Raw genomic sequence first — 17319 nt, forward strand, 5'->3', positions numbered from 1 at the left:
GTCCTGGTGGCAGCCGGTCAGCCGGGCGACGCTGTCAGATCAGGAGATGCCTGGGGCCTCGGGGCTGGCCAGCAGGTGCTGGTGGGTGGGGGTGGCCGGCCAGCAGCACTCGCACACCCGGCAGGTGTGGTGCGGCCCACCACGATGGTCAGTGGCCCAGTGGTAGGTGGTGGAGCGGCTTGTTCGCCCGCACTGCGGGCACTGCTCTGGGATGGCGATGGTCCGATAGTCCAGGGCCTCGTGGTCGATCCAGGTCACCGGCTGGGCACCAGGATGCTCCGGGGTGGCGTCTTGGATGACCCAGGCGTAGCGGGGGCTCGTGGTGTCGGTGGCGATGGCCCAGGTCTGGCGGATCCCGTGCGAGAGGAGGTGGGTGAGCTCGTCGCCGGGGAGGAGGCAGTGGCCGTAGTCGCGGTGGTAGGCGGTGAGCGCGGCCAGGAGCCGTCGGGTAGTGGGGTGGCCCAGCGCCAGGAGCCGCTCGCCGTCCTCGCCGACGGGTGCGAGGGCGATGCCGTAGAAGGTGGCGAAGCCCTCGTCTGTGCCGGTGAGCGGCTTGGTCGCGGGGGCGGGTGTGGTGGTCATGGTCAGATCCCTTCGCTAGGAGGCGTTCTGGCTGTTCACCTGTGGCTTGGGGGAAAGGGCGTCGTCAGCGTGGACTTCGTACACGTCGATGACGTCCTCGCCGCCGGACCAGGTGCCGGGGGCGTGGCGGATGTAGACGATGTGCAGCGGGGCGCCGTCGCGGGCGGCGATGTCGTACTCGTGGACTAGGTGCTTCTTGAGGGCGGAGCGGACGGCCGGGGCCACGGACCGGGTGGGGAGCCGGGAGGGGAACGGCAGGAAGCGGGCGCCGTTGACGGTGGTGTACTGCAGGGCCTGGCGCGGCCAGAGGCGGGCGGCGTTCATCGCGCCGTGGTCGCGCAGGGCCTCGGTGTGGGCGGCGTAGTAGGCGCGGGTGGTCTCGGACATGGGCATGAGCGGGTCTCCTTCGGCGTGCCGGGCGGGTCAGAAGTCGAGCCGGATCGTGGTGGGGGTGCGGCGGTCGCCGTAGTCGCGGCGGAGGTTGTGGACGGTGCGGCGGTGCGCGGCGAGGCCGGCCGCGCCGCCCTGGACCGTGGTGTTGCACTGGTTGCAGTCGTTCCACCACTCGTCCCCGGCCGGCAGGTCGGCCGGGGTGAGCGGGTGGGGGCGCGGGCCGTCGGCGGCGCGGTTCACGCGCGTACCGCTTCCGCGTACTGCGCTTCCAGGTCGGCGCGGCCCTCAGGGAGGTCGCCCCAGCCCTGGTGGTGGTCTTCGGCCTCCTGGTCGGCGCCGTCGCCGTGGACGGTGCAGACGATGTCCGGGTCGCTGCCCATGGCGCCGGTCAGCGCCTTGTGCAGGTCGGTGACCGAGTAGGCCGGCGCCCACGCCTGCCCGGCGCACTCCGGGTCGAGGGGACACGGCACCGCCACGTCGAAGCCGAAGTCGCCCTCGCCGTCGACGTCCTCGCGCAGCGCGAGGGTGAGGGACTGCTGTCCGAGGCGGATCTCCGCGACACGGTCCCGGCCGGTCACCAGGTCCGAGCCCGGCCGCCACCGCCACAGCGGCAGGATCTCCGGGCCGAAGAAGCGGCGGGCCAGCCACAGGTCGCCCAGGCCGTCGCTGCCGTCGCGCCCGAGGTCGGCCTCCCTCACCTGCGAGAGCCGCTCGAGGAACGGCTCCAGGCGGTACAGGGCGTCGGCGAACACTATGGTGTTGAAGCCTTCGGCGGCGAGGCTCTGGTGGGAGTGGACCGTGGCCTGGTGCTGGGCGCGGACGACGTCCTCGGGCACGCGCCGGTTGGCCGCCCTCGGGCCCTGGCGCTCCAGGCACAGGTCCAGCGGTGTGGCGACGGCGACCGCGACGGTCGGCATGCCGTGCCGCTTGGCGGCCGTCACCAGCTCTACCCGCACCGGCTGTTCGACGTTGGTGGCGTCGATGACCGTGTTGAGCTTGCGGGCCATCCGGCGCTCCAGGATCAGCTTGAGGACGTCGGCGGCGTCGCTGGTCGCGCTCTGGTCGCCGGGGTCGTCGCTGACCGTGCCGCGCAGGGCGTCAAGGGAGAGGACCTGGGAAGCCGGCCAGGTGTGGGCGAGGGTCGATTTGCCCGCCCCGGAGGCACCGATCAACACGATCAGCCCGTTCTCGGGCAGGTCCGGGGACAGCGCCGAGGTCATTCGGGGTCTCCTTGCGGGTCGAGGGAGCGGGCAGCCCAGTTCAGGCGGGGCCCGGCGTTGTCGGTGATCAGGGCGGCGGCCTCGTGCAGGGGGCAGGAGGCGTCACCGTCGCGGTCGGGCTCGATCTGCTCCGCCCGCCGGGCGGCGGCGGTGACCAGCTGCGCGAGGGCGGGGAAGAGACCGACGGGGACGTCGACGTCCTCCTGGAGCTCGCGCAGGATCGCGGCGAGCTCCTCTTGGTCGACGTCGTCGGCGCTCAGGTCGTCCTCGATCTGCTGGAGAGCGAGCTGGGCAATGCCGACGGAGGCACGCACCCGGTCCAGGCGGGTGCGGGTGCGGTCGGTCACCGGGTGGTGACCTTGGTGGTGGCGACCACGGCCGCGGCGGTCTCCCAGCCGTGGTGCCAGGCGGAGTCGAGGTGGAAGGCGCCGTTCATGCCGAAGTCGGCGAGCTTGTAGAAGCCGCCCTTGCCGGTCTTGGTGGCGATCCTCTCCAGCAGGCCCTTGCCCGGGACGCGGCGGTCCGCGGCGTAGTGGGTCGTGAAGGAGATGGCGAGCGCGGCTGCGGCGGCGGCCGGGTGGACCTTGATGCCGAGCGCGCGGGCGCCGGCCCCGGCGACGATGGCCTGCGTGGCCGTGTAGGTCAGGCAATGCTTCAGGCACGCCTTACGGCCATCGACCGTGCCGTGGGTGGTCTTCTCGTCGGTGGCCGGGTCGACGTAGGTGACCGGGTGGTCGTCGGAGGCGCCCTTCACGCGGGCGCAGAAGTCGGACTGCACCCAGAAGTCGCCGATGGCGCTGGCGGCGCGGCCCAGTCCGAGCAGGGCGGCGAAGACGGCGGGACGATGCATGCTGGAGGTCTCCTGATCTCTACATGGGTGAGGGAGCGGGGTGGCCGGCCCTTTGCCGAGCGGCCACCCGGCGGTGCCGACCCCGGCCGGCGTGGCCGGGGTCGGGTCGTTCAGAGGTCCCGGACGGGCAGGAGCCACGCGGCCACCGCCGGCACGTTGTAGGTGAGCCACTGCTGGCCGATCCACTCCGAGTAGGCGGGCGGGACGGCCTTCCGGGCCTCATGGGCTGTCATCCAGGCCTCCTTGCCAGGCGACGAGCCGGTGGGTGGTCTCGGCGCGAGAGAGGGTGTAGGTGTCGGGGCTGGGCTCGTAGCCCCGGGCGCAGGGGTCGCAGCAGCCGTGGGTGCGCAGTGGGAGGCAGAAGTAGTAGCGGCGCCGGCACTGCGGGCAGGTGGACCGGGCGGCCATCGCGCGATCCAGCGCTTCCTCTTGGGCGAGGGTGGGTACCCGCTTGGGCCGGGCGAGGCTCGCGTCGTAGAGCCAGGCGCGGGTGGGGTGGATGCACGCTTGGTCGGGCCGGTAGGAGCAGCTCTTGCAGCGCAGGACTGCGACCGGGCCGTGCCCGCCGGGGCTCAGTCCGCGCTCGCGGAGCTGGCGCCGGGTCACCAGGCTCTGGGGGCAGACGTGTCGGTCGTACTCGGGCAGCGTCGCGGCGGTACGGGGAACCCTGCGGATCTCGCGGCGCATCTTCCTAGGCCGGGCCATCACCAGCTCCGGGTGCTGATCGAGCGGTGATGCCGGCGGCTATGCGAGCGGGGCACGGGGGAGACCTCCAGGAGGCGGGCGGCGGTTGGACAGCGCCGCACCCCGCCGAAGTTGGTTTCGGCGGGGCGGGGCGAGGTGGCCGGTCGGCCTGTCCGGCTCTCGCGCGCCCGGTGGACAGGCGAGGGCCGGGCGGAGCGGCCGGTCAGTGCGCGGGGTGGCGGGGGTGGATGGTGGTCCAGGTCAGGGGGAGGGCGGTGAGGGTGAGCAGGAGGGAGCGCAGGTGGCGGCGGGCGCGGGTCACGAGGTCTCCTAGGCGGGATGGATGAGGGAGAGGCCAGGCGCCGCAGCTGGTCAGGTGCCAGTCAGCGCAGCCGAGGCAGCAGTAGAGCGAGTGCTCGTGAGAGCGACGGGCGCTTGGGGCGCGGCGGGCGCGGGTGCGGGCCCGTGCGCATGGTGCGGCGGGAGGCGTGGCGGCGCTTCCGGAGAGGCAAGTGGGCATGCTCGGCCGCAGTCGTGGCTCTCTCAGGGTGGGCGGGTACGGCTGCGGCCCCCGAAGAGCGCTCCGGGGGCCGCGAAAGGTCGTCGGCGTCGGTGGGGTTAGTTGGTGTCGAGGTTGGTGGTGTCCTCGGGTGTGGGGCCGGCGCCGTAGAAGCCGCGGACTTCTTTGCCGTCGCGGACCTGTCGGTGGATGCGGCCCTCGGTGACTAGGCGGGAGAGAGCGTTGTCGAGGGTGCTGCCGGTGACGCCGCTGATCTTGGCGATGTCGGCTTTGGCGAGGTAGATCGCCTCCAGGCCGAGGGGGTCGCTGGCGTCTTCCATCGCCTTGACGATCTTGTCGTCGGCGCTCGCCTTGGGCTTGGAGGGCGAGGGGGTGCCCCAACCGCCGCCACCGCTGCCGAGGGGGTCGTCGGCGTCGGGCAGGATGCTGGTGGCGGCGATCTCCTCGCGCTGGTCCCAGTCGGGCCAGTCGACGGGGTGGATCACCGCGGTCGGGTCGATGTAGGGGGCGGCGCTCTCCAGGATGAACGCGCGCATCATCTCGGCGGAACCGCCAGGGCCGAGGGTGTAGCCGAGCCCGAAGGTGCTGCGCGGGTCGGGGAGTGGCTGGGTGGGGTCGTAGACCAGGGGGCGTGGGTCGGTGTCCCAGGTGGCGGGGATCTGGCCGGGGTCCACGCCCTCGAAGCCCGTGGACGCGAGGTGCTTTTGGTCGCTGTCGGTTCGGAGCATGACCAGGGACCCGCCCTGGATGACGTTGGTCCGCAACGTCGTTGAGCCGCCGAGTTTGTCGGCGTTGACGGCTTGATTGGCGAGCGCCAGGATGATGCCCAGGGAGCGGGCTTTGGCGGCCAGGGCCTCCATGATGATGCCGGCCTCCTTGCTGTGCTCGCTCTCCGAGAGCGGTACATGCGCTTCATCCAGGATGAAACGCACCCACGGCCGCTCGGGAGTGGCCTGGAAATTCTTCATGCCCAGCCGCGCGGACTCTTCGATGCGCCACTGCAGGAGCGCGTAGATCACGCGGAGCGCGCCGATGGTCCCCGCTTCGCCCAGGCCGGAGAAGGCCGCCATCGAGGGGATGTCGGGGTTGCTGGAGCCCTTGGGGTCGGCGTAGATGATCGAGATTGCGTTGACGTGGTCGGCCAGGGCGACGAGTTGGACGATGCCGCCCTTGCCGGAGCCGGTGACACCGGCCACGAAGACGTGCCGGGCGCCGAGGTGGGGGTCGGTGACTTGGAGGCGGGCGGGCCAGCCGCTGACGTGCGTGCCGATCTGGACGTAGCCGCCCTCGCTGATCTCCAGGACGTGCCGGCCAGGGAACTCAACGCCCTTTTGCAGGGGGTTGTGTTTCATCAGGCGGATCTGGCCGCGGCGCGGGTCGCCGGGGGTGGCGGTGTAGGAGCACAGGAGCGTGGTGGTGCGCAGCGCGCCGGCGAGGTCTTCTTGCGTGGGGTGGCTCAGCCGGGGCTGGTCGTCGTCGGCGACCACCCAGGCCACTTCGCCGCCGGTGACCGGGTCTTCCTGTACCGCCTCCAGGTGGGAGCCCTTCATGACGGTGGTGGCCACGTGCTTGAGCCAGGCCCCCGCCAGCGTGGATGCGTTGAGTTCGGGCGGCGGGGTGAGGTTCACGGTCAGGCGGCGGGCGCCGGCGTGGTCGCCGCGGGCGATGGTGACCCAGGCGGTGGGCACTTGGTAGACGGAGGAGACGGCCTCTGCGCTGACGGTGACGGCGGCGCCGGCCGGGGCGGTGATCAGGCCCTGCCAGCGCGTGCCGGTGACGGAGGTGACCGTGAGCTCCTGGCGTCGGTGGGTCCCGCTGGTGGGGTGGGAGATGTACCGGCTCCACCGGGCCAGGATCTGCTCGACGGCGGTGGGCGGCGGCGCCGGTGCCGAACCGCCCTCCGGGCCGGGGCCGGGGGCGGCGGGTCGACCGCGTCCTTGCAGGATGCGGCGCAGCCGCAGGGGTACCAGCGCGACCGCGCCCCACCAGCCCGCGCTGATCACACCCGACACCGAGGGCAGGGTCAGGACGCCGGCCATCAGCGCGTCGGCGCCGGCGGGCCCGGCCAGGGCGCCCATCCCCAGGGCCATGCCGCTGGTGATGGTCGAGGTGAAGAGCGTGCTGCGGTGGGCGGAGAGGATGTCGGACCCGGGCAGCACGGCGGTCAGGGCGGTGGGCAGGCGGTGCATGTAGTTGGCGGCCAGGACGCCGGCGGTGGCGCCGTAGGCCAGGGTGGCGGTGAAGGCCGCACCCCCATCGAGGAAGGGCGTGACCAGGGCCGTGGCGAGGGGGGCCGCGCTCGTGGCGATGGCCACCGCGCGCTCCGTGGCGGCCGAGCCGGCCGCCACACCCGAAGCCGAACCGGGGGCGGGGGCGGGGGCGGGGTGTTGGGGGTCGAGCTCGGACACGGTCAGTCCCTTTCGTGGTGATGCGCCGGGAGGTGGTGGTACGCCAGAGGGGAGAGCGGCGGGCCGCTCTCCCCTCTGCTGACGTGCTCGCGCGCCGTCTAGTCCTGGCGCAGCCATTCGCGGTTGACGTCGTGGATGCGCTGCGCGGAGCTGCGGTTGACGGTCTCGTGGATGCCGCCGTGGGTCTTGTGGGCCTGGGCGTAGGCGGCGCTGGCGGCCTTGGCGGTGGTGTCACCGGCCGCCGCGTAGGCGATCGCGGCCCGCGAGATCCCGGCCATGATCCGCGCCAGGTCACGCGTCTCAGCCACCGTCTCGGGGTCCACACTCATCGCGCCGATCTGGTCGGCGATCCGCGCGGTATCCCGCGCCTCGCCGTCCACCATCTGGGCCCGCGTACGGATGGCCTCTGCGGCCCGGGCTACCTCGCGCTCCAGCGCGGCGACCGACTTGCGGAGCTGGTCGTAGGTCATCTCAGCCACTGGTGGCCGCCTCCTTGTAGAAGGATAGCTCGGCCGGGACCGTCTCGTCGGAGTCGACCACGGCCTGGTAGATGGCGCCGTAGCGCGTATCGACGTTCGCGAGGACCACGCGGCAGCCCTCCTCGCCGCGCAGAGCGCGAGCGCGAAGCGCCTCCGCCTTCTCGATCTGATCCGCCGTCCGTTCCTTCAGGCGCGTCAGGGCGGCGACCACTTTCTCTCCACCCTTGACGCCCTTCGCGCTCTCCAGCAGCTTCTGCGCCCGGAAGTCCTGCATTTGAGCGTGCCCCTTGAGGTGGCGGCCCACTTCAGTCAGGTGGCCCATGGTCTTCGCCTTGACCTCCAGAGCACGCTCGTAGCTCTTGAGCGTGCGCAGCTCGCCCCGGCTCACGCTTGTCTGGTCGGCACCCTCGCCCAACAGGACATCCCCCGCTGTCACGCCCGTGACTCCGATGGGATCGGCCATCTGCCCCTCCTTCTTCCGTTCGGCGGCCGCTGCCGCGGCCTCTTTCTCGGCCTTGCGCCGCGCGTGCGCGCGGGTCAGCGCTTCCTTCTCCTTCTGTGCCGTGGTGCGTGTGTCCTTCCAGCCGTCCTTGGCACCGGCGCCCCAGGCCGCGACGTGCGAGACCACACCAGCCACACGAGCGCCGTCGCGGTAGCCCGCCTCACGACTCTCGCGGGTCATCGGCGCGACATCACCACCACCGCCCGACCTCGAGCCGCCGGGCCCCTTGGAGTCCCCGGAGCCCTTCGCCCCCTTGGAGTCCGCCGAGTTCTTCGCCCCCTTCGAGTCCTTCGAGTCCCCGGCGCCCTTGGCCTGGTGACCGCTGGCGGAACCGCCGCCGCGGGTCCCGCTGCCGCTCCCACCGCCACCCTTGCTTCCGCCGCCGCCCTTGCCGGCGTTGCCGGAGCCGCTGTCACTCGCGCCGGGCCCTCGCGCAGAGCGTGTGCTGTCGTCTCCACGCCGACCAGAGCCCCCCGAGCCACTTCCCGAACCGCCGCCGGAGTTGCCGCGCCCAGCGCCCGAACCGCTGCCGCCGGCCCCCTGTGAGCCAGCTCCGCGATCGCGACCAGCACCACCGCCGGAGCTGCCACCCGGGCTGCCACGACCGCTGCCGCCAGCATCCGAGCGTCCGCGACCACTGGAATCCGAGCCACCGCCAGAATTCCCGTGGCCACGCGATCCACTGGAATTCCCCCGACTGCCCGAGCTGTTTCCTAAACTGCCGCCACCGCGCGAGCCGGCATCAGAGCCCCGTCCGCCGCTCCCACCGTGTGCGGGGCCATTCCCTCCACTCCCGCCCCCGCTGCCCTTTCCAAGACCTTTTCCGGGGCCCTTTCCCTCGGACTTCCCACTTGAGGGTCCGCCAGAGCCGGAGCTGGTGCGATTGACCGTCACCTGCCGCTTTTCCTGGATCGCTTGTGCTTTCGCTTTCGCCAGGTCGAGGCGCTTGTTCTCCGCACCTCCGCCCTTGGCCCACCGCGTAGCGCCCGCCAAGAGCCAGGCACGCCAAATACTCCGCGAATTCTCCGCTCCGACACTGCCTTTTCCGGGCTTTGTGTCGTTGCTTTCGCTGTCGTGGTAGTCGGCGCTGGAGGTACCCGCGGCCGCGCTCTGGTCTGCCGTGGCGGGCAGGGGCCGGGCCGGCTCGATCGGGGCCAGCAGTCCGGCCAGCCCGGCCGCCAGCCCTTGGGGCTGGGCGGGGGCGGGGTCGGTGATCTCGGGCCGCGCGGTGGCCTCGGGAGGCACGGCCGCGGGGTCGGGTACCGGCGCCGGCATCGGCGCCGGCGTCGCGTCAACCATCCCTTGCTCCTCACTCTGTGTATTACTTACTTCCCACTTCCCGATCCCAAGAGCGCCGACCGGCGTCGCTTGGGGGTCCGATCGGCGCTTTCTCTCGGGAAGTGGGAAGTGGGAAGTAAGTCCGGCCGTCACGCTTCGTGACGCTTGGCCTTCTTCGCGGCGGCCACCAAGACCAGCGCAAGCGCGCCGCCTCCCAGCAACAAGCCCCCGTTGACGTCGCCCCCACCGTTGTCCTTGACGGTGCTGACCGCCTCCATGTCGCTGGTGTCGGACTGCTCGGGGTAGCGCGCCTGGCAGTCGCGCTCGACATCGCGTCGCGAGGGCCCGCCCTCCTCCTTGGTCAGGCCGATCGAGCCCTTCATGCAGGCGTCGATGGCGGCCTGGCGCACCCGGGCCTGGCTGAGGTCGCTTTTGCGGCTCTGCTCGGCCGCGCGATTCATCTCGCGCAGCTTCTCCAGTTCCAGCGCCTCAACCTTGAGCGCGATCTCCTCGGCTTTTGCTTCGCTTTCGGCGACCTGCGCGGAGTGCATTTGCCATCCGATCAGGGACCCGCCGGCCAAAACGGCGGCGCCGACTCCCAGCGCGATTTTTCCGCGCTTGGTAAGGCCGGGCTTGGTCTTTTGCGGGCCGCCGTAGGGGGTCGGGTCGATCGGCTGCGCGTCGGCTCGCAACCCCTGCACGATCCGATCGAATTCTTCGTCACGCATTTTCATTCACCTTCCTTTCGGGCTTGATAGGCGGCAGCGGTGAGCAGCTTCTCCACCGTGGGGAAATCCTGGCCGGGTAGGTCGTTCCACGCGAAAAAAGCCATGTGAACTCCGGCCGCGCGCAGAACGCTTTCCATGTACTCGACCGCGCGGGCGCGGGCGGTGGGGGTGACGTGCCCGGCGCGCTGGAGCATGGCCTGCGCACCACGTACGCACATCCGCCCGGTCAGCGTCACGTCCTGGCTCTGGGTCCAGCCGTAGTGGCGAAGCACCGCCAGGACGTGCGCGAGGTGACGGGAGGGGGGCTGGGGGGTGGGGTCCTGCCACCAACCCAGGGCCGCCAACGCCTGGCGGGCCGAGGGTGGCAGCACCCTGTGGCGCCACGGCGGCACGACAGGCGGTGCCTGCACGTCCCGCAGTGCGCGCGCGACCAGCTCGCGCGTGGGCACGGTGGTCGGCATCGGTGTCGGCCTCGGGACCTGGGGCCGCGAGGGGACGGTGGCCCCGCGAGCGGAAGCCGCGGGCGGCATCGACAGTGGCGGTGGCATGGGGTCCTTTCTGTGCGGGCCCGCCCGGGGCCCGTGCGGGCTCCGGGCGAACTGTGGTCGGCCTGGTGGCCGTGGCCGCCCCCGCACCCGCCCCGGTCGCATCACGCGAGGTCGGGGCGGTCGGGAGCGACGACGAGCGCCAGGAGGTGAGGTTCGGTCAGTGCAGGTCGGCGTGGTGAGTGCGGTGGTGGGGGTGGTCGGCGACCATCGCTTGGTAGACCTGGTGATCGACCGGTGTGCCGTAGACGACCGTCGCGCTGACCAGGCAGTCCGGGCAGCGGTAGGTCCGAGTGGCGACCGTCCTGAGGATGGCTTCAATGCCTGAGGCCGTACTCGCGAAGACCGCGACCACCAGCAGGGCGTTCAGCAGGGGCGGCAGGCCGTACGGGTCTAGGAGCACGGCGACATGGGCGGCGCCCGAGACGGCGAGGGCGGTGGTGAGCAGGGCGTGGGCGGTGAGGTGATGGCTTAGGTGACGTAAGCGGGGACGCATGGCCCTGTGGGCCTCCTTCGTGGTGGTGGGGCGCCCCGGGCGCGGGCCCGGGGCCGGGGCCTGGCGGCCGTGGCCGCCCCCGCACCCGCCCCGGCGCGGCGCGCGGGGCGGTCGGGGACGGCGGCGAATGCCAGGGCCGGTAGCCTGCGGGGCGCGGCCGGTCCCGGGGCACTGCGAATGCCTCGGGCCCGGCCGTGCGGCTGCGCGCGGCGAACGCGCGGCGAGTGCTCGATCCCGCGCGGCGAGCGCGCGGCGCCGCTGGGTCAGGCCGATACCGCATCCGAAGCGAGGACCGAGTCGGTGACCAACTCGCGCGCGTGGGTGGCGCGGAAGTCCCTCACCCAGTTCCTCGCGTTGCCCTCGGAGACGCCAAAGCGCGCGGCGAGGTCGACCGCGCGCGGCTCCGCGCGGCCGGCGCGCGACAGCGCGCGGTAGTGCTCGTAGCCACGCTGCTTGGCATCGGACTCGAAAACTCGGCCGCTCCCGTCCGGGACGGGGCCGGGCGTGGTGTGCGCGGCCAACTCGCCGCGTACGCGCTCCAGCGCGGTCTGCGCGGCGGCCAGCTCGGCACGGCACCGCTCGGCCTCCTGGGCGGCGGCCTGCGCCGCGCGCTGCGCCTCACCCCGCGCGGCCTCGGCCTCGGTCACGCTCTTGCGGTGCTGGTCAGCGCGGTGCGCCAGGTCCCGAGATTGGGCGACCAGCGTGGCGGCCTGCTCACGGGCCCGCTCGGTGGTCGCGGTGGCCCGCGCGAGATCCTCGGTGGCCCGCTCGCGGGCTGCCGACAGGTCAGCGAGCTCGCCGCGCAGGAGGCCGAGTGCCTCCTGCATCTCGGCGCGCTCGTGCCGCGCGCCATCCGCGCGCTGCTCCGCGCTGCCGCGCTCGCCGTCCAGGCGCTCCAGGCGCTCCTGGAGCGTCTGGGCCTCGGTTCGCAGCAGCGCGGTACGCCGCTCAGCCTCCTCCCGCGCGTCGATCGCGCGCTGCCGCGCGGCCTCGGCCTCCTGCCGCGCAGCTTCCGCGCGCTGCCGCGCAGCCTCCACGCGCTCGGCTTCCTCGCGCGCGTCCTCGGCCCCCTGGGCGGCCTCGGCGACCGCCTTGGTGATCTCCTCCAGCCGCTGCTGCGCGGCCTCGGTCTCCTCTGCCGCGCGATGCCGCGCGGTCTCGGCTTCCTGCCGAGCGCTCTCCGCGCGCTGCCGCGCGTCCTCGGCTTCGAGGGCGCGCGTTGATGCGGTGATGTGCTCCGCGGCGGGGACCACGGCCAGCCCTTCCAGCATGCTCATCACGCGCTCGGCGTCGTCGTAGGCGAGCTGCGCGACGCCATCGACTCCGGTCAGGGCGGCCATGCGGCGGGCCATGGACAGGGCCTGCGCGGAGTCCGTGGCGATGTCGGCCCGATCGAGCGCGCGCTGAGCAGCTCGGCGCCGCCGTTCCACCTGCGCGTCTGCGCGCTTCTTCGCGCGGGGACTGAGCAGGCCGAGTGCCGCGCGGGTCTCCAGCGCCAGGCGCAGCCGGTAGGAGGCGTGCGCGGCACGCTGGGCCAGCGCGGCCCGCGCGATGCTCGACCCGCGACCGGCGGCGTCCAGCCCCAGCACCGCGAAGATGCCGGCCCACAGGTGCTGCCAGCCCAAGACCACCAGGCGCAGCGGGCCCGGCCGCGCGTCCTGGTCTGCCTCGGCCTGCGGGTCGTGGAGCTTCGCCCGCAGCTTTAGCTCGATCAGCCAGGCGGCCAGGGCCGGGATCGCTCCGAGCACCGGCCGCGCCCACCAGCTCGGCGCGTGGATCGCGTTCATGGCGCAGGAGAAAGCCACCAGGAGCCAGGCGGTGCGGTGCATCAGCCGCAACTCGGGAGTCCAGCCGGTCGCCGGGTCGGCCTGGCGGTACATCATGGCCAGCAGCGTCATCTCCGCCAGGTCGAAGACGCTGATGAACCCGACGGCCAGGAGCCGGGGGAGGGCGGCGACCTCGACCGCGAACGCCCACAAACCGTGAACGCTGACCGCCACACCGCCGAGGGCGACCACGGCCTGGGGGCCGATGCCGGCGAGCGGGCGGGGCATCTTGCGGGCGGTGACCAGCACCACCGTCACCATCAGCAGCGCGCTGGCCGCGATCGTGCCGGCGCGTACAGGATCGGCGGTCACCCACCCGATCGGGGTGTCAAGAGAGATCATGACGGTCCTTTCACTATCTGATCGGCGTCTCCGAACGCCTGGGGCCACGGACCGACTCGGTCCGTGGCCCCAGGCGAACGCGGGCCCCGCTCCGGCGGGGCCCGCACCATCAGTTCTTCGGGCGCGCAGCGGCTTCCCCTTCGCGGGCCCACCCCTCCGCGACAGCACCCAGGGCGGTGCGCCATCCCTGGTGGGTCGCAGGATCGACCGGGGGGATGTCACTCCCGAAGATCGAGAAAGCGGCGGCGGCGGCTTGGGCTTCGGTACCGGGCTGGATCGGGGTCATCGGCATGACCATCTCCTGCTCCTGACTCACGGCGGCCGGTCTCTCCGACCACCAGGGTCCACGGACGAGCGGTCCGTGGGCCCTGGTGGTCGGGCGGGCCCGTGGGCCCGCGCCGGTCACAGCCGGTTGGGCTCGAAGGCGAAGAAGGTCACCTCGAAGGACCCTCGCGTGTCGATCTCTTCCTGCGTGATGGCGAGGACCCCGTGGAAAGCCTCCTGCCGCGTGGACCCCTCGCGGACGCTGACGGTGCCGGCCAGCGTGTGACCAGCGCCCTGGCTGGTGCGCACAGAGATGATGTAGTGGTACTCGATCATGGGTAGCCCTCCCTGGTCGGCCGCTCCGACCACAAGGGCCCACAGGCACCGTGGGGTGTCTGTGGGCCCTTGTGGTGGGCGGGCCCCGCACCCGCAAGGCGCGGGGCCCGCTGTTCACCTAGCGCGGCCGTGGACCACGGCAGTGAAGTGCGCACCGCCGAGCGTGGCGGCGTCCGCGTACCGCCGTGCCTCGGCCGCGCTGACGTGCCACCGTGCCGCGCCGCCGCTGTCACCCCGAGCCGACAAGCGGTCGCCCAGCGCCTGGTGCGCGTGCGCCTGGTCGGCGAGGTCAGCGGCTAGGGCGGCGGCCTCGGCTGCGGTGTAGCTCATCTTGCGCGCGCTCACCGGGGCCGGCCCTCCGACCTCTTGTTGACCTCGGCCAACTTCCGCCGCAGGTCCTCGCGCTCCGCATCGGTCATGCGGCCGCCGCTCATCGCGCACCTCCCGCCGCCCTCGCTCGGGAGCTCTGACCGCACCGGCACCGCCAGTACCCGCACAGCCCGCACGCATCCTCCGCCCCGATCACCGGCGAAGTGAGCGTGAGAAGCGGTGCGCTCGCGGCGCCCGGCACCATCTCGCCCAGCGTGCGCCGGACTCGCTGACCACTGCGAGCGGCCACTTGGTCGCCGTGCCGCACCAGGTGCCGCACGAGCGCGTGGAGTTCTTCCGCACTGCCGCGCGGGTGCGGCCGGGCCGGCGCCGGCTGAGGTTGGCGCCCGTCCTTCTCGTGCCGGGTCGGGCGAGGCGGCCACACCGGCCGCTCCGGCAACGGCGGACGAACCACGCGAGCAGTGGTACTCATGCGACCGCCCCCCACCCGGTCTCGACACGGCGCGCGCGAGCCCGCTCCGCTAGCTCCGCGCTGGCCTGGTGCGCCACTCGCGAGCTGACCACCGCAGGACGCGTCGTCGCCCGGCACGCCTCCTCCAGCAGCCGGCGCATGCCCCGCGCACGCGTGTCCTGGCGAAGCGTCAGCTCCTCGTCCTCGCGGCGGGCCTGCTCCAGGCGGTCCTCCTGGGCCAGCCGGGCGCGGTAGAGCTGGGTGCCGTGGGCGCCGCCGCGCACGCGGTCATCCCGCCGGCGGTCGCCATCTCCCTCACGCAGCGCCAGCTCGTGGCAGGCGATGCGCGCCGGGCACCCCTGGCAGATCACCAGCAGTTGGGCGCGGCGCTTGCGCCACTCAGCCCCGCCCTCACCATCGCGGCGAAACCAATCCCCCGGAGCCGGGTTCGTCTGCTGCGCGCAGACCGCCGCTTCGAGCTCGGCCTCCAGCTTCGGGCGCCGCGCGGCGCGCGCCTCTTGTACCGTCATGGCCATGGTCGTGTCCTTCCTGTTGGGACGACCTGCACAGACAGCCCCCGGGTCGCACCCCGGGGGCTGTCCCCCTTTTCTTCTCGGCTCCTCGTTGCACGAGCAGCCACGGCCCGGCCACCGCGAGAGCGCGGTGGCCGGGCCGTGGTTGTTCGTCGCGGTGCGGGTCAGGCGGCCGCGGTGGTGGTGGCATCCCGCACCACTGGCAGCGCGAAGCCGTAGACCTCCTCGGCGGGCGTCCAGTCGATGAAGAGCCGGACGGGCCCCGGGACTTCGCTCAGCATGGTCTCCACCACAAGGTGGAGGGTGCCGGCGATCTCCGTCTCGACGACCGTCACGGTCCCCCCGGTCTGGCCGTACAGGTGATCCAGCTCGCGGACCGACCAGGTCATCAGGCAGGTGGCGCTCTCGCCGAACTCCACACGCGGAAGCGGGGCGGCGGGCAGGCCCAGGGCGGTGCGGGTGCGCTGCGCGAGGTGCTGCGGGGCGTGCGTCATGTCGTCCTCCAGGAACGGTGTCGCGGCGCTCAGGCCGGGAGCGGTCGCCGCTGCGTGTACTGCTGGCCGAGTTCGACCTGACGGCGGGTGTGCGCCTCCATGTCCTGCGGGGCCAGCGGGACCGGGCGCCCCTCCAGCGGCGCGTCTCCAGCCGGCCGATCCGCGCGTAGCAGGTCGGCGTCGCGCACAGGCCGGGCAGCCCGGCGCCACTGCGCGCGGCGATCGCGAGAGGCCTGACGGGCAGCCGTACGCTCCCGCTCCTGTGTCAAACGCTCGGTCGTCTCCCGCATCAGGCGTTCCGTCGCCCTCGCCTCCGCGAGCCAGACCTCCATCTCCCGGCCCTCGCTGCACCGGGCACTCGGGCAGGACTTGCATACCTTCCGGTGTGCCACCAGGGCGCTGCGGGCCGCCTCCAGCATCTTCGGCAGCATCGAGGTTCGGCGCGGCGCGGTGACCATTTGGGAGAGAGCCGGCGCCGCCTCAACCCTCGGCTTACGCAGCACGGTCGTCGGGCGGCGGTGGCCGGTCTCCGCCCCGCCCTCCTCCAGACGTTTCTGCCACTCCGTGATCGTGACGTCGAGGGTGAGCCGGCGGTTGCTGCCCAGGCGGCAGCGGACGGCAGCGTCCTTCCACGTACGGCCAGTGTCATGCGGCACGAGCTTGGGCTTTTTGGTCTGGAGCCCGGTGATCGGCACCCAGGTCCCGCAATCGGCGCAGACCACCGACGCGCAGGCCGGACGCAGGTCGTACTGGTGGGACCGGAGGGAGGAAAGGGCCAGTGGCGGGGCTGCGTTGACAGTGCGGGAGCGGGTCCGGCTCTTACGAGGGCGAGCGGTGTGCTCATCAGGCGAAGTAGACATCTGGGCTCCTCAAGAACGGAGTGGCGGGGTGCGGATCGCGATGCCCTCTCCGCCCTGCGGGCCGCACGACACGAAGTCGGCGTCCCGGAGGACGGTCAGCGCACAGCGCTGCGACGTGCACGCAGTCGTCGGCCGTCAGGCTCCGGAGGAGTTCGATGGTGCTCTCGCGTCCTACAGCTCGCTGAGGACTACTCCGGCCACCCCGAAGGGCGAACGACTACTGCGGTGATGCGAGTGGTGCGGTGGCGCGAGAGAGACCTCGAAGCACGTGACCTCGGGGGCTTCTTGCGCCGCGCACTCAATGTAGACCACTAGCGACTCTATGCGCTAGTGGTAGCGCTAGAAGTTTGCGTGGCGTAGTCTTCTACACGTAGCGCTGCACCAGAGAGGGCGGTGCGTAAATTCGAGGGAGGAGCCGATGCCCGCCACAGGTGGTTACGCGGAGATCGCCGGGATCTATCGCAAGCAGATCCAGGACGGCCTTCTGGCACCTGGCGCCACCATGCCGTCACTGCGAGAAGTGTGTGAGCTCTACGGCGTGGCGCAGACGACCGCTAACCGGGCCTACCAAGCTCTCAAGATGGAAGGCCTGACCATCGCAAAGCCTGGCGTGGGAACGATCGTTGCCGGGCCAGTCAGCGACAACATCAGCACACGCGTTCAGATGTACGCGGAAACGCAAAAGGCATTGAGCGGCGGGGAAACCTCACGCATCTTGGAGGTGGGCACCGTCGGTGCAGATGAGCTTGTAGCACCGCGCCTTGACGTTGCTCCAGGCACTCCAGTGCACGTGCGTCGCCGTCTCGTTAGTCGCCACGGAATACCAGTGCACCTCAGCAACTCCTACTACCCGGCGTACGTGATTGCTGCAACGCCAGAGCTGACCGAGCCGGTCTCCACTGGCGGATCGCGCGAGCTAGCCGCAGCCCGACTGGGGGCGGCACAAGATCGCGTTCTGGAGGAAGTGACCTCACGCCTGGCTACGAACTCCGAGAAGCAGCACCTCGGCCTGTCCGCCGGTGACATTGTGGTGAGCCAAGTCGTACGCACGGTTACTCTATCGGACGATCGCATCGTGGAAGTGGCCGTAAAGATCACCGGAGGAGCGACCATCCTGCGGTGGAGCACGCTCCTGAGCAACACAAGCCCGCCAGAGCAGTGAACCAGTAGCGCTGCTTAACGCCGAAAGCCGCCCCTG

General features: G+C 72.0%; 22 protein-coding genes. 1 reads left to right on the forward strand and 21 read right to left on the reverse strand.

The window, feature by feature from the left end; genetic code table 11:
* Positions 1 to 39: 39 nt before the first annotated feature.
* From ACFVFR_RS27575 to ACFVFR_RS27675, 21 genes are all read right to left on the reverse strand, one after another.
* Positions 40 to 582 carry a hypothetical protein gene (locus tag ACFVFR_RS27575; RefSeq protein WP_383706488.1) on the reverse strand — a complete coding sequence of 181 codons (543 nt, stop codon included), beginning with the start codon at positions 580 to 582 and terminating at the stop codon, positions 40 to 42.
* A gap of 15 nt (positions 583 to 597) precedes the next feature.
* The gene (locus ACFVFR_RS27580; protein ID WP_383706490.1) at positions 598 to 975 is read right to left on the reverse strand and encodes a hypothetical protein; all 378 of its coding nucleotides are present in this window, start codon (positions 973 to 975) and stop codon (positions 598 to 600) included.
* A gap of 30 nt (positions 976 to 1005) precedes the next feature.
* Positions 1006 to 1215, reverse strand: coding sequence for a hypothetical protein (locus tag ACFVFR_RS27585; protein ID WP_383706492.1), 210 nt, complete (start codon positions 1213 to 1215; stop codon positions 1006 to 1008).
* Positions 1212 to 2195 carry an AAA family ATPase gene (locus ACFVFR_RS27590; protein WP_383706494.1) on the reverse strand — a complete coding sequence of 328 codons (984 nt, stop codon included), beginning with the start codon at positions 2193 to 2195 and terminating at the stop codon, positions 1212 to 1214. Before ACFVFR_RS27590 ends, ACFVFR_RS27585 begins: the two co-directional genes overlap by 4 nt.
* Positions 2192 to 2542 (reverse strand): hypothetical protein, encoded by a 351-nt coding sequence (locus ACFVFR_RS27595; protein ID WP_383706496.1) that lies wholly within the window; start codon positions 2540 to 2542, stop codon positions 2192 to 2194. The genes ACFVFR_RS27590 and ACFVFR_RS27595 overlap by 4 nt, the downstream gene beginning before the upstream one ends.
* A complete protein-coding gene (locus ACFVFR_RS27600) occupies positions 2539 to 3045 on the reverse strand; it encodes a hypothetical protein (RefSeq protein WP_383706498.1) in 507 nt (168 codons plus the stop codon). The genes ACFVFR_RS27595 and ACFVFR_RS27600 overlap by 4 nt, the downstream gene beginning before the upstream one ends.
* A gap of 110 nt (positions 3046 to 3155) precedes the next feature.
* Complete coding sequence (locus ACFVFR_RS27605; RefSeq protein ID WP_383706500.1) at positions 3156 to 3278, reverse strand: hypothetical protein; 123 nt, start codon at positions 3276 to 3278, stop codon at positions 3156 to 3158.
* Positions 3265 to 3750, reverse strand: a complete 486-nt coding sequence (locus tag ACFVFR_RS27610; protein ID WP_383706502.1) for an RRQRL motif-containing zinc-binding protein — start codon at positions 3748 to 3750, stop codon at positions 3265 to 3267. Before ACFVFR_RS27610 ends, ACFVFR_RS27605 begins: the two co-directional genes overlap by 14 nt.
* Before the next feature lie 597 nt (positions 3751 to 4347).
* On the reverse strand, positions 4348 to 6657 hold the full coding sequence (locus ACFVFR_RS27615; RefSeq protein WP_383706504.1) for a type IV secretory system conjugative DNA transfer family protein: 2310 nt from the start codon (positions 6655 to 6657) through the stop codon (positions 4348 to 4350).
* Positions 6658 to 6755: 98 nt separating this feature from the next.
* Positions 6756 to 7136: a hypothetical protein gene (locus ACFVFR_RS27620; protein ID WP_383706506.1), complete on the reverse strand. Its 381-nt coding sequence runs from the start codon at positions 7134 to 7136 to the stop codon at positions 6756 to 6758.
* Positions 7129 to 7818 carry a hypothetical protein gene (locus ACFVFR_RS27625; protein ID WP_383706508.1) on the reverse strand — a complete coding sequence of 230 codons (690 nt, stop codon included), beginning with the start codon at positions 7816 to 7818 and terminating at the stop codon, positions 7129 to 7131. The genes ACFVFR_RS27620 and ACFVFR_RS27625 overlap by 8 nt, the downstream gene beginning before the upstream one ends.
* Before the next feature lie 1247 nt (positions 7819 to 9065).
* Positions 9066 to 9644 carry a hypothetical protein gene (locus ACFVFR_RS27630; protein WP_383706510.1) on the reverse strand — a complete coding sequence of 193 codons (579 nt, stop codon included), beginning with the start codon at positions 9642 to 9644 and terminating at the stop codon, positions 9066 to 9068.
* Positions 9645 to 9646: 2 nt separating this feature from the next.
* Complete coding sequence (locus ACFVFR_RS27635) at positions 9647 to 10105, reverse strand: hypothetical protein (protein ID WP_383706512.1); 459 nt, start codon at positions 10103 to 10105, stop codon at positions 9647 to 9649.
* Between the two features lie 244 nt (positions 10106 to 10349).
* A complete protein-coding gene (locus tag ACFVFR_RS27640) occupies positions 10350 to 10685 on the reverse strand; it encodes a hypothetical protein (protein ID WP_383706514.1) in 336 nt (111 codons plus the stop codon).
* A 263-nt stretch (positions 10686 to 10948) separates the two neighbouring features.
* A complete protein-coding gene (locus tag ACFVFR_RS27645; protein ID WP_383706516.1) occupies positions 10949 to 12853 on the reverse strand; it encodes a hypothetical protein in 1905 nt (634 codons plus the stop codon).
* A gap of 109 nt (positions 12854 to 12962) precedes the next feature.
* Positions 12963 to 13169, reverse strand: a complete 207-nt coding sequence (locus tag ACFVFR_RS27650) for a hypothetical protein (RefSeq protein ID WP_383706518.1) — start codon at positions 13167 to 13169, stop codon at positions 12963 to 12965.
* A gap of 86 nt (positions 13170 to 13255) precedes the next feature.
* A complete protein-coding gene (locus ACFVFR_RS27655; protein ID WP_383706520.1) occupies positions 13256 to 13453 on the reverse strand; it encodes a hypothetical protein in 198 nt (65 codons plus the stop codon).
* A gap of 114 nt (positions 13454 to 13567) precedes the next feature.
* Positions 13568 to 13783 carry a hypothetical protein gene (locus tag ACFVFR_RS27660; protein WP_383706522.1) on the reverse strand — a complete coding sequence of 72 codons (216 nt, stop codon included), beginning with the start codon at positions 13781 to 13783 and terminating at the stop codon, positions 13568 to 13570.
* 468 nt (positions 13784 to 14251) lie between these two features.
* The gene (locus ACFVFR_RS27665; RefSeq protein ID WP_383706524.1) at positions 14252 to 14770 is read right to left on the reverse strand and encodes a hypothetical protein; all 519 of its coding nucleotides are present in this window, start codon (positions 14768 to 14770) and stop codon (positions 14252 to 14254) included.
* Positions 14771 to 14931: 161 nt separating this feature from the next.
* Complete coding sequence (locus ACFVFR_RS27670) at positions 14932 to 15261, reverse strand: hypothetical protein (protein ID WP_383706526.1); 330 nt, start codon at positions 15259 to 15261, stop codon at positions 14932 to 14934.
* Positions 15262 to 15290: 29 nt separating this feature from the next.
* Positions 15291 to 15917, reverse strand: a complete 627-nt coding sequence (locus ACFVFR_RS27675) for a hypothetical protein (RefSeq protein ID WP_383706528.1) — start codon at positions 15915 to 15917, stop codon at positions 15291 to 15293.
* Between the two features lie 622 nt (positions 15918 to 16539).
* Here ACFVFR_RS27675 and ACFVFR_RS27680 point away from each other — a divergent pair.
* The gene (locus ACFVFR_RS27680) at positions 16540 to 17283 is read left to right on the forward strand and encodes a GntR family transcriptional regulator (protein ID WP_383706530.1); all 744 of its coding nucleotides are present in this window, start codon (positions 16540 to 16542) and stop codon (positions 17281 to 17283) included.
* Positions 17284 to 17319: the final 36 nt, after the last annotated feature.

The organism is Streptomyces sp. NPDC057702 (assembly GCF_042799315.1).
Lineage (GTDB): Bacteria > Actinomycetota > Actinomycetes > Streptomycetales > Streptomycetaceae > Streptomyces.

Coding starts and splice junctions, on each gene's coding strand:
- ACFVFR_RS27575 (WP_383706488.1), bottom strand. CDS start 582: ATGACCACCACACCCGCCCCCGCGACCAAGCCGCTCACCGGCACAGAC.
- ACFVFR_RS27580 (WP_383706490.1), bottom strand. CDS start 975: ATGCCCATGTCCGAGACCACCCGCGCCTACTACGCCGCCCACACCGAG.
- ACFVFR_RS27590 (WP_383706494.1), bottom strand. CDS start 2,195: ATGACCTCGGCGCTGTCCCCGGACCTGCCCGAGAACGGGCTGATCGTG.
- ACFVFR_RS27600 (WP_383706498.1), bottom strand. CDS start 3,045: ATGCATCGTCCCGCCGTCTTCGCCGCCCTGCTCGGACTGGGCCGCGCC.
- ACFVFR_RS27605 (WP_383706500.1), bottom strand. CDS start 3,278: ATGACAGCCCATGAGGCCCGGAAGGCCGTCCCGCCCGCCTACTCGGAG.
- ACFVFR_RS27610 (WP_383706502.1), bottom strand. CDS start 3,750: ATGGCCCGGCCTAGGAAGATGCGCCGCGAGATCCGCAGGGTTCCCCGT.
- ACFVFR_RS27625 (WP_383706508.1), bottom strand. CDS start 7,818: ATGACCCGCGAGAGTCGTGAGGCGGGCTACCGCGACGGCGCTCGTGTG.
- ACFVFR_RS27630 (WP_383706510.1), bottom strand. CDS start 9,644: ATGCGTGACGAAGAATTCGATCGGATCGTGCAGGGGTTGCGAGCCGAC.
- ACFVFR_RS27635 (WP_383706512.1), bottom strand. CDS start 10,105: ATGCCGACCACCGTGCCCACGCGCGAGCTGGTCGCGCGCGCACTGCGG.
- ACFVFR_RS27640 (WP_383706514.1), bottom strand. CDS start 10,685: ATGCGTCCCCGCTTACGTCACCTAAGCCATCACCTCACCGCCCACGCC.
- ACFVFR_RS27645 (WP_383706516.1), bottom strand. CDS start 12,853: ATGATCTCTCTTGACACCCCGATCGGGTGGGTGACCGCCGATCCTGTA.
- ACFVFR_RS27655 (WP_383706520.1), bottom strand. CDS start 13,453: ATGATCGAGTACCACTACATCATCTCTGTGCGCACCAGCCAGGGCGCT.
- ACFVFR_RS27660 (WP_383706522.1), bottom strand. CDS start 13,783: ATGAGCTACACCGCAGCCGAGGCCGCCGCCCTAGCCGCTGACCTCGCC.
- ACFVFR_RS27665 (WP_383706524.1), bottom strand. CDS start 14,770: ATGGCCATGACGGTACAAGAGGCGCGCGCCGCGCGGCGCCCGAAGCTG.
- ACFVFR_RS27670 (WP_383706526.1), bottom strand. CDS start 15,261: ATGACGCACGCCCCGCAGCACCTCGCGCAGCGCACCCGCACCGCCCTG.
- ACFVFR_RS27680 (WP_383706530.1), top strand. CDS start 16,540: ATGCCCGCCACAGGTGGTTACGCGGAGATCGCCGGGATCTATCGCAAG.